The sequence below is a fragment of the Burkholderia sp. MSMB1498 genome, assembly GCF_001526245.1.
Taxonomy (GTDB): domain Bacteria; phylum Pseudomonadota; class Gammaproteobacteria; order Burkholderiales; family Burkholderiaceae; genus Burkholderia; species Burkholderia savannae.
Genome location: NZ_LOYJ01000112.1, coordinates 1 through 5,302 on the forward strand (window position 1 = coordinate 1; position 5,302 = coordinate 5,302).

The 5,302-nt window shown below is 69.0% G+C and carries 5 protein-coding genes; 4 read left to right on the top strand and 1 reads right to left on the bottom strand.

Annotated elements, in window-relative coordinates:
- A partial coding sequence (locus WS91_RS37630) for a hypothetical protein (protein WP_231752099.1) occupies positions 1-272 on the top strand: 272 nt, incomplete at its 5' end.
- Positions 273-563: 291 nt separating this feature from the next.
- On the opposite strand, the gene WS91_RS26095 is transcribed toward WS91_RS37630, so the two are convergent.
- Complete coding sequence (locus tag WS91_RS26095; protein ID WP_038755245.1) at positions 564-1,412, bottom strand: ureidoglycolate lyase; 849 nt, start codon at positions 1,410-1,412, stop codon at positions 564-566.
- Between the two features lie 560 nt (positions 1,413-1,972).
- Here WS91_RS26095 and WS91_RS26100 point away from each other — a divergent pair.
- The 3 genes from WS91_RS26100 to WS91_RS26110 all read left to right on the top strand — a co-directional run bounded on the left by WS91_RS26100 (position 1,973) and on the right by WS91_RS26110 (position 5,012).
- The gene (locus WS91_RS26100) at positions 1,973-2,797 is read left to right on the top strand and encodes an IclR family transcriptional regulator (RefSeq protein WP_059671299.1); all 825 of its coding nucleotides are present in this window, start codon (positions 1,973-1,975) and stop codon (positions 2,795-2,797) included.
- A gap of 113 nt (positions 2,798-2,910) precedes the next feature.
- Entirely contained in the window at positions 2,911-4,314 is a 1,404-nt protein-coding gene (gene iaaH / locus WS91_RS26105; protein WP_059671300.1) for an indoleacetamide hydrolase, read from the top strand.
- A 146-nt stretch (positions 4,315-4,460) separates the two neighbouring features.
- Entirely contained in the window at positions 4,461-5,012 is a 552-nt protein-coding gene (locus WS91_RS26110) for a hypothetical protein (RefSeq protein WP_038755239.1), read from the top strand.
- Positions 5,013-5,302: the final 290 nt, after the last annotated feature.

The following is a 5,302-nucleotide window of genomic DNA, read 5'->3' on the forward strand; positions in this document are numbered from 1 at the left end:
GTCGGTTCGTCGGCTCGTCGGTTCGTCGGTTCGACACGATACGCCAGCCGACGCTCGAAGTAACGGGCGAAGCCGCGCGACGCACACTGCCGGCGCGCGCTCGTTTCCGCGCCACCACCCTCCTCGCCGCTTCGCCGTCAACTAGCGGCCTGCGTCGTGAACGCCTCCCGGTTTCGCCTCGGCGTCGCGCCGACGATCCGCCCGAAGCGCTCGCGCAACGCGTTCGCCGAGCCGAATCCCGCCTCGGTCGCGATCTGCTCGGCGGCCGATAGCGCCGTCGTCTCCGGCCATTGCTGCGCGCGCCTCGCACGCGCGGTCTGCGTGGTATACGCGGTCTGAAGCCACCGAGGCGGCGACTTGCCGGTCAGCCCGCGGAAACGGCACGTGAGCATGCAACCGTTCATCACATTCCGCCGCGCGATGAAGTGGAATGTCGATCGCTCACGCACATTGCGCTTCGGCCATTCCATCACGGCCTGCGGCGCCACCGCACACCGCGGCGGCCCGACGGCCGCCCTTCCGCTACCGGCTTATCGCCCGCCGCGCGCCGACACTCAGCGGCGTCACACCGCCGCGCGCGTCGTCTGCAACTGCTCGCCGAGCCCCGCGACACCGCAGCGCACCGTCTGCCCCGGCTTCAGATAGACGGGCGACGGCTTCACGCCCATTCCGACGCCGGGCGGCGTGCCGGTCGAGATCACGTCCCCGGGCTGCAGGCTCATGCAGCGCGACAGGTACGCGATCAGCTGCGCGACCGTGAACACCATCGTGCGCGTGTTGCCGTTCTGATAGCGCCGGCCGTCCACGTCGAGCCACAGATCGAGCGCCTGCGGATCGGCGATTTCGTCGCGCGTGACGAGCCACGGGCCGATCGGCCCGAACGTGTCGAAGCCCTTGCCCTTGTCCCACTGACCGCCGCGCTCGATCTGCCATTCGCGCTCGGACACATCGTTGACGACGCAATAGCCGGCGACGTGCGACAACGCGTCCGCCTCGTCGACGTTCTTGCACGCGCGGCCGATCACGACGCCGAGCTCGACTTCCCAATCGGTCTTCACCGAACCGCGCGGAATCTCGATGCCGTCGTGCGGGCCACACACGGCGCTCGTCCACTTGCCGAACACGACGGGCTCGGCCGGCACCGCGAGGCCCGCTTCCGCCGCGTGGTCCGCGTAGTTCAGGCCGATGCAGACGAACTTGCCGATCCGGCCGACGCACGCGCCGATCCGCGGCTCGCCGGGAACGAGCGGCAGCGACGCGGGATCGGCGGCGGCAAGCCGCGCGAGACTCGCGTCCGACAGCGCGTCGCCCGCGACGTCGCCGATCAGCGGCGACAGATCGCGAATGCGGCCGTCGGCGTCGAGCAGACCGGGCTTTTCCTGGCCCACGGGGCCGTAACGAAGCAGTTTCATGGCAGGCGACCTCTTCAGTTCTGGACGGACGGGAACCCAGCGAGCGCGATGCGGCCGGCGCGACGGCGCCGTGCGTGAGCCCGTTGCGGAATTTGTACCACCCGTCGCACACGGTGAGACGTTGCATCGCGGATAACGACTATTGGAGCAGACGCCGGCGACGTGCGGGATCACCGTCGGCAACGGTGCCCGACGCCGTTGGTCATCGCCGCCGAAGGCCCGCCGCGCGGGCCTGCCGCGCGCGCCCCCGCGCCGACGTTCGCACCGGTGCGCGTTCCCGGCGCCGGTTTCGCGCCGAGTTCGCGCCGGGCTCCCGCCCCACGCCGATTCTTGCCGAGCAGCCCGACGCATACTTTGACTCCATCGACGCAACACCGATACTCTTATTCAACAATTGTCGGCAAAGTTAGCGTTGATTTCGCATCCGTTGATTATCATTGCCGTTGGAGCAGTTACTTAATTTACAGACAAATTAATGATCCATCGATGCATGCGCGCGGCCGCGAAGCAGGCGCCGCGCCGGCGATCGATGCGTCGCGTTCCACCAGATCGACTCACCGATGAAACCCAGGAAAGACCAGCTCGCCGACGCCGCGGAAGAGACGCAGGATTGCGAGGAAATCGAACGCTATCGCGCCCCTGCGCTCGACAAGGGGCTCGACATCCTCGAACTGCTCGCCGAACAGAAGGAAGGCCTCACGCGCACCGAGATCACGAAGGAGCTCGGCCGCAACGCGAGCGAGATCTACCGGATGCTCGAGCGGCTCGTCGCGCGCCAGTACGTGATCCGCTCGCCGGGCGGCGACCGCTACACGCTGAGCCTCAAGGTTTATACGCTCGCGCATCGCCATCCGCCGCTCAAGCGGCTGATCGCCGAGGCGTTGCCGCCGATGCAGCGCTTCGCCGATGCCGCCGAGCAGTCGTGCCACCTGTCCGTCTACGACCGCGGCAACCTGCTCGTGATCGCGCAGGTCGACGGGCCGGGCGGATGGGGCATTTCGGTGCGGCTCGGCTCGCGCATCGGGCTCGTCGACACCGCGTCTGGCCCCGTGATGCTCGCGTTCCAGACGCCGGAGCAGCGCGCGCAAATGCTCGCCGAGCATACGAAGGTGGAAGGCGAGACCGCGCTCGACATGGGCGAATTCGACGCGCTGCTGCGCGAGATTCGCGCGACCGGGCGGCTGCTGCAGGGAAGCCGCCAGGCGTTCGGCGTCACCGACATCGCGTATCCGGTGCTCGGGCCCTCGGGCCATGCGATCGCCACGCTCACGTGTCCGTACATCCGCCGGATCGACGCATACGTCGCGCCGCCGATCGACGACGTCGCCGCGCAGCTGCGCGCAACCGCCAGGCATCTGTCGATGTGGAAGGAGACGGCCGCCTGACGCCCACTCGGCATCCGTCCGAAGCAAATGTGAAATCATCTGGGCCTCGCCGTTCCGATCCAGCCGAAAACGCGCGCCGCGTCCGCCGGCGCGCAGCACAAGGAGACAGGCCCATGTCGTCACACCGAGAAACCTTCGCCCGGCCCGCCAGCGTGCGGGACGTCGCGGACGCCGTGAACAGCGGGCGCACGCCCGCGATCCGGCACGCCGAGGCCGCACTCGAACGCCTCGCGCTCATCGAGCCGCTCCGCGCGATGACGCACGTCGCGCCGGACATCGCGCGCGAGGCCGCCGCGAACGTCGACGCGCAGATCGCGAGCGGCCGCAAGCTGCCGCTCGCGGGCGTGCCGTTCGTCATCAAGGCCAACATCTTCACCGCCGACATGCCGACGCACGCGGCAAGCCCCGCGCTGCTCGGCTTGCGCGCGGCGCACAACGCGACGGCCGTCCAGCAGTTGCTCGACGCGGGCGCCGTGCCGATCGGCAAGGCGAACATGCACGAGCTCGCGTTCGGCATCACGAGCGCGAACGGCCATTTCGGCGCGGTGCGCAATCCGCACGATCCGGCGCGCATCGCGGGCGGCTCGAGCGGGGGCACGGCGTCCGCCGTCGCGGCGGGCATTCCGTTCGGCCTCGGCACCGACACGGGCGGCTCGGTGCGGATTCCGGCGGCGTTCTGCGGCGTCGCCGGGCTGCGGCCGACGCCGCGCCGCTATTCGACGGAAGGCGTGCTCGCGCTGTCGCCGACGCGCGATACGGTCGGCCCGATCGCGCATAGCGTCGACGATCTGCTGCTGCTCGACGCGGTGCTGACGCGCGACGCGTCCGAGCCCGCGCCGCTCGCGCTCGCCGGTTTGACGATCGGCGTGCCGGACGCGCCATACTTCGACGGGCTCGATCCGGCCGTCGCCGAACTGACCGAGCGCGCGCTCGCCGCGCTCACGGGTGCGGGCGCGCGGCTCATCCCGCTCGCCGCCCGCGCGCTGTACGAGGCGGACGAAGCGTGCGGCTTCCCGATCGCCGGTTTCGAGGCGCTCGCGTACTGGCAACGCTTCAGCGCCGAGCGGCTCGATCAGCCGTTCACGGAGTTCGTCGCCCGGCTCGGCAGCGACGACGTGCGGCACATCTTCCGAGCGCTGATCGACGCGCCGCCGTCGAGCGATGCGTACGCGGCCGCGATCCGCGTGCTGCAAAGCATCGTGCGATGGTATGACCAGGCGTTCCATCGGACGGGCGTCGATTGCATCGTGCTGCCGACCGTTCAATGCGAAGCGCCGCTCGTCGCCGACAGCGGCCACGATCTTCCGCCCGACGCCGCGCACGCGCTTTTTGCACGCGTTATTCGTCAGACGGGGCCGGCGACGCTCGGCGGCGTGCCGTCGGTGTCGATTCCCGCAGGCCTGTCGAAGCATACCGGCATGCCGGTCGGGCTGATGCTCGAAGGCCCGGCCGGCAACGACCGCCGTTTGCTCGCGATCGCGCGCGAAGTGGAGCGGCTGCTCGCACGCACCGCATGACGCACGCGCGGCGCACGCATGATGCACGCGCGGCGCGTCGCACAGCGCGCGAGCCGCGCACACGATTCCGCCACCCGCGCGGCGCTACGCTAAAATAGCGCCCCCTTCAAAACGCTGCCGCCGTCTTCGCCGACGGCGGGCGACTCATGGATGTCATGGCCAAACTTCTGACCGATCTCGAATTCCAACGTTTCTCCGAACTTCAGCAGAAGCAGGCAAGCTTCACGATCACGCCCGAAGAGGCCGACGAACTGCGCGACATCGTCGCGCGCGCGCAGAAGAAGCGCGACGATCGCGCGGCCGCGATGCAGGCAATCGAAGACCACATCGCGCAATTCGACATCACGCCCGACGAGCTCTTCTCTCCCGAGCAGATCGGCGAAGCCGCGCGCACCTACGGCCTGATCGCGGCGGGCAAGAAGGAGCGCTCGCTGCCGCCGTCGCTCACGTTCAACGGCAAGCCGTATCAATGGACGAAGACGCTGCCGGACGACGTGCGGCTGCCGCTCTTCGACGCATTCAAGGCGGGCGAATCGATCAAGCGCTTCATCGCGATGCCGAAGGACAGCGCGCGCTGCGCGCTGACGGTCGCGCGCCTCGAACGCGAGACGGGCGCCGTCTACTCGGAAGCGCTGCTCGAAGAGCTCTCGGTCTCGCGCATGCAGGTGGATGAGGCCGCGACGAAGCTCGCGGCCTGATCCCGTCCGGCAAGCGCGTTCACTCGCGCTCGGGCGCGACGGATCGACGGACGCGCGTTCGTGCGTGCCCGCCGATGTGTCGCCGCCCAGCCCGATGTGGTCGATGACGAGCCGTTCGCGCCGCGTTTCGCGTCGGTCGGTTCGTCTCCCGAAAAATCTCACCTGCCTTCTGAAGGTGCGTCCCGTAAAGTCTCACCGCCGGCGGTTGGCGTTGTTGGCGTTGTTGGCGTTGTTGGCGTTGTTGGCGTTGTTGGCGTTGTTGGCGTTGTTGGCGTTGTTGGCGTTGTTGG